General features: G+C 59.7%; 6 protein-coding genes. All 6 read right to left on the reverse strand.

The features are described 5' to 3' along the window. Positions 1-931: Hsp70 family protein (locus AC1D0Z_RS16475; protein WP_477659299.1), on the reverse strand; the 931-nt coding region annotated here is incomplete at its 3' end. 301 nt (positions 932-1232) lie between these two features. Further along, complete coding sequence (gene hscB / locus AC1D0Z_RS16480; RefSeq protein ID WP_477659300.1) at positions 1233-1751, reverse strand: Fe-S protein assembly co-chaperone HscB; 519 nt, start codon at positions 1749-1751, stop codon at positions 1233-1235. A gap of 87 nt (positions 1752-1838) precedes the next feature. Continuing rightward, complete coding sequence (gene iscA / locus AC1D0Z_RS16485) at positions 1839-2162, reverse strand: iron-sulfur cluster assembly protein IscA (protein WP_074575253.1); 324 nt, start codon at positions 2160-2162, stop codon at positions 1839-1841. Positions 2163-2205: 43 nt separating this feature from the next. Then, positions 2206-2592 carry a Fe-S cluster assembly scaffold IscU gene (gene iscU, locus AC1D0Z_RS16490; protein WP_007867013.1) on the reverse strand — a complete coding sequence of 129 codons (387 nt, stop codon included), beginning with the start codon at positions 2590-2592 and terminating at the stop codon, positions 2206-2208. Between the two features lie 33 nt (positions 2593-2625). After that, complete coding sequence (locus AC1D0Z_RS16495) at positions 2626-3843, reverse strand: IscS subfamily cysteine desulfurase (protein ID WP_477659301.1); 1218 nt, start codon at positions 3841-3843, stop codon at positions 2626-2628. A 105-nt stretch (positions 3844-3948) separates the two neighbouring features. Continuing rightward, the gene (gene iscR / locus AC1D0Z_RS16500) at positions 3949-4485 is read right to left on the reverse strand and encodes a Fe-S cluster assembly transcriptional regulator IscR (RefSeq protein ID WP_092128187.1); all 537 of its coding nucleotides are present in this window, start codon (positions 4483-4485) and stop codon (positions 3949-3951) included. Positions 4486-4502: the final 17 nt, after the last annotated feature.

The following is a 4502-nucleotide window of genomic DNA, read 5'->3' on the forward strand; positions in this document are numbered from 1 at the left end:
GGTGAGCGGTGGCAGTTTCGAAGTCCTCCGCCTTCATTTCGAAATTGACCATGGCTTTGGCAAGCTGCACTGAAAAAGGCACCGGGTCGGCAGACGAAAGGGCTTCCTTGCAGTTGCGCGCGGCACGCTGCAGGGCCGCCTTGTCGGATGGCGTGAGCGTGTCCGCTGCGAGCCCGGCCTTGGCCAGCACCCAATCGACCAGCGCACGGTCGTAATCGTCGCCCCCCAGCGCCGAATCGCCCCCGGTCGCGACGACTTCGAACACGCCTTGCGTGAGACGCAGAATGGAAATGTCAAACGTTCCGCCCCCGAGGTCATAGACGGCATAGACGCCTTCACTGGCATTGTCCAGACCGTAGGCGATGGCAGCCGCCGTGGGCTCGTTAAGCAGCCGCAGTACGTTGAGCCCGGCCAGTTGTGCGGCATCTTTGGTTGCCTGGCGCTGCGCTTCATCAAAGTAGGCCGGCACTGTGATCACGGCACCATAGATATCGTCGTTAAAAGTGTCTTCTGCGCGGTAACGCAGTGTGGCCAGGATCTCGGCACTGATTTCTRCAGGGCTTTTCTCGCCGGCAACAGTCTGCAGCGTGACCATGCCAGGCTTGTCGTTCAGCTCGTAAGGCAATTGAGCCYGGCTTCCGATGTCGGCTATGCCGCGGCCCATCAGCCGTTTGACAGAGGAAATGGTGTTACGCGGGTCTTCAACCTGTGCCGCCAGAGCCTCATAGCCAATCTGGCGCTTGCCCTCTTCAAGGTAGCGCACCACACTGGGCAGCAACACCCGTCCCTGCTCGTCCGGCAGGCATTCGGACACGCCGCTGCGCACGCTGGCAACCAGCGAGTGTGTGGTGCCCAGGTCAATGCCGACTGCTATGCGTCGCTGGTGCGGGTCGGGCGTCTGGCCGGGTTCGGAAATTTGCAGGAGTGCCATGCGCGGTTGTCGTACTTTTCTGTAATGCCTTGGAACCTGTTCAATGTCTTTTTGGAGATCGCATTGGAGTGCAATCGGGATGAGTGGATACTTCGGATGCGCCGCATGGGCTGATGCCCATGCAAGCGGCCGGGGTGTCCAATCGCCCGATTTTCACTCCAACCCTTCGGGCAAGTGCCTTGTCGGGCGGTCTGCGGCGTTGCGGCGCTTGCCAATAGCCCAGCTATTGGCGGTGCACCGCGCCTTGCGTCCCATCCCGAAAAGGTACTTGTGCGACTCCAAAAAGACATTGAACAGGTTCCTATTGTCCCAGCTGGTCGATGCGCGCATCAACCTCGCTGGCAAAGCGCTCAATAAACATAAGGCTTCTGACCTGCTGGACGGCGGCAGCGAAATCTTTATCCACGTCCAGGAGTTGCTCTATTTTTGATAGCTGCTTGCGCTGGCTGGATAAGGCTTGGGAAACTATTTCTTCAAGATCCCCRGCAGTTTCGGCTTCATCGAGTGCTTCGCGCCACTGCATCTGCTGCACCAGGAAATCGTGCGGCATGGCCGTGTTGTTTTCGGCATTGATCAGCGCACCGTTCAGTTCACACAAGTAACTCGCCCGCTTGAGCGGGTCCTTCAGCCGTTGGTAGGCCTCGTTGATGCGCACCGACCACTGCATGGCCACGCGCTGCGCTGCCGCGCCCTGGGCCGCAAACTTGTCCGGATGGGCCTCGCGCTGCAAATCCTTCCAGCGCGCATCCAGCGCAGCGCGATCCTGCGCGAAACGCTGGGGCACGCCGAAAAGTTCGAAGTCGTTGGATTGAAGATTCATGCCGGGCTTATGCCGATAAAAAGCCGCCAGCACAATCAGTGGAGGCGGCTTCGGTAAGAGTGCAGCACGCGTAGGACCGCTCGCCCGTCAAACCCGGAAGCTTTCGCCGCAGCCGCAACGATCACGTTCGTTGGGGTTGATGAACTTGAAGCCTTCGTTCAGGCCTTCACGCACAAAATCCAGCTTGGTGCCGTCGATGTAGGCCATGCTTTTCGGGTCGACCAGCACCTTGACGCCATTGTCTTCAAACACGACGTCTTCCGGCGCGATCTCGTCGGCGTATTCCAGCTTGTATGCCAGGCCAGAACAACCGGTGGTCTTGACGCCCAGGCGCACGCCCACGCCCTTGCCGCGCTTGGTCATGTAGCGGGTCACGTGCCGGGCGGCTGCATCAGTGAGGGTTACAGACATTTAAATCACTCGAAAATGAAAACAGGTGACGGGAATGCGTTGGTCAGTGCGCGTGCTTTTGCTTGTAGTCGTTCACGGCCGCCTTGATGGCATCTTCCGCCAGGATGGAGCAGTGAATCTTGACGGGCGGCAAAGCCAGCTCTTCAGCAATCGCGCTGTTCTTGATGCTCGCCGCTTCGTCCAGAGTCTTGCCCTTGACCCACTCGGTCACGAGCGAGCTGGACGCAATCGCGGAGCCGCAGCCGTAGGTCTTGAAACGCGCATCTTCGATCACGCCTGTCACTGGGTTGACCTTGATCTGCAACTTCATCACGTCGCCGCAAGCCGGCGCGCCGACCATGCCGGTGCCTACCGATTCGTCGCCCTTTTCAAAAGAGCCGACGTTGCGGGGGTTTTCATAGTGGTCCACCACTTTTTCGCTGTATGCCATTTTGTTTACCTCTTTAACTGTTCGACGCGCTGCCTAGTGGGCAGCCCACTGGATGGTGGACAAATCGACACCATCCTTGAACATCTCCCACAGGGGAGACAGTTCGCGCAGTTTTGCCACATTTTCCTTAATGGTGGCGACTGCGTAGTCAATTTCTTCCTCGGTGCTCCAGCGGCCAATCGTCATGCGCAGGCTGCTGTGCGCCAGTTCGTCGCTGCGGCCCAAGGCGCGCAATACGTAGCTGGGCTCCAGGCTGGCCGAGGTGCATGCCGAACCGCTGGACACGGCCAGGCCCTTGATACCCATGATCAGCGACTCGCCTTCGACGAAGTTGAAGCTCATGTTCAGGTTATGCGGCACGCGCTTGTCGGCATGGCCATTGAGGAAGACCTCTTCCACGTCCTTGAGCCCGTTGAGCATGCGCTCGTGCAGGGCGCGGATGCGCTTGTTTTCTTCATGCATTTCGGCCTTGGCGATGCGATAGGCCTCGCCCATGCCAACGCACTGGTGCGTAGGCAGCGTGCYCGAGCGCATGCCGCGCTCATGGCCGCCACCGTGCATTTGCGCTTCCAGACGTACGCGGGGCTTGCGGCGCACGTACAAGGCGCCAATGCCTTTGGGGCCATACGTCTTGTGCGAGGTCAGGCTCATCAAATCCACCGGCAAGGTAGACAGGTCGATATCAACACGGCCGGTTGCCTGCGCAGCATCGACATGGAAGATGATGCCTTTCTCACGGCACAGCGCGCCGATGGCCGGAATGTCCTGGATCACGCCGATTTCATTGTTGACGAACATGACGCTGACCAGAATGGTATCGGGGCGAATGGCGGCCTTGAGGGCATCCAGGTCGAGCAAACCATCAGCCTGCACGTCCATGTAGGTCACTTCAAAGCCCTGGCGCTCCAGCTCGCGGCAGGTGTCCAGCACGGCTTTGTGCTCGGTCTTGACCGTGATGATGTGCTTGCCCTTGGTCTTGTAGAAATGCGCGGCGCCCTTGAGCGCCAGGTTGTTGGACTCGGTGGCGCCGCTGGTCCAGACGATCTCGCGCGGGTCGGCGCCAATCAGGTCGGCGATCTGCCCGCGGGCCTTTTCGACGGCGGCTTCCGCTTCCCAGCCCCAGGCGTGGCTGCGGGAAGCAGGGTTACCGAAGTGCTCACGCAACCAGGGAATCATGGCGTCCACCACCCGCGGGTCGCAGGGGTTCGTGGCGCTGTAGTCCATGTAGATGGGGAAGTGTGGGGTGTCCATGTGGCTAGCTCTTTAAATTCACAGGCTGGCTGGCAGCGCGATCAATGAAGTCAATGCAGTCAGGTCCAAAGAGAGCAAGCCGGGCGAATGCCCGGCTTTACTCCATCAGGATTTGGAGAAAGCATTGCCCAGTGCGAAGACCGAGTTGGGCGCATTCACGCGAATCGGCTTGACGGCCGGCGCTGTGAAGATGGCTTTTTTGACCTGCGGGGTGTTCTCGATCACCACGCCCTTGGCGAGTTGGTCTTCCACCAGTTTTTGCAGGGTCACGGAATCCAGGAACTCCACCATGCGACTGTTCAGCGAAGCCCACAGCTCGTGCGTCATGCAGCGCCCGCCCTCACCCAGGCAGTTTTCCTTGCCGCCGCACTGGGTGGCGTCGATCGGTTCGTCCACCGACACAATGATGTCGGCGACGGTGATCTCGGAAGCCTTGCGGCCCAGGGTGTAACCGCCGCCGGGGCCACGGGTGGATTCCACCAGTTCGTGGCGGCGCAGTTTGCCGAAGAGCTGCTCAAGGTAGGACAGGGAAATTTGCTGACGCTGGCTGATCGCAGCCAGGGTAACCGGGCCATTGTTCTGGCGCAGTCCCAAATCAATCATCGCAGTGACCGCAAAGCGGCCTTTGGTCGTGAGGCGCATAACAAGCTCCTTTAAAT

It is taken from the genome of Polaromonas sp. P1_E3 (assembly GCF_056405935.1).

Bases quoted from the DNA above. Each gene is read 5' to 3' on its own strand.
- iscA (WP_074575253.1), bottom strand. From the start codon at position 2,162: ATGTCTGTAACCCTCACTGATGCAGCCGCCCGGCACGTGACCCGCTAC.
- iscU (WP_007867013.1), bottom strand. From the start codon at position 2,592: ATGGCATACAGCGAAAAAGTGGTGGACCACTATGAAAACCCCCGCAAC.
- iscR (WP_092128187.1), bottom strand. From the start codon at position 4,485: ATGCGCCTCACGACCAAAGGCCGCTTTGCGGTCACTGCGATGATTGAT.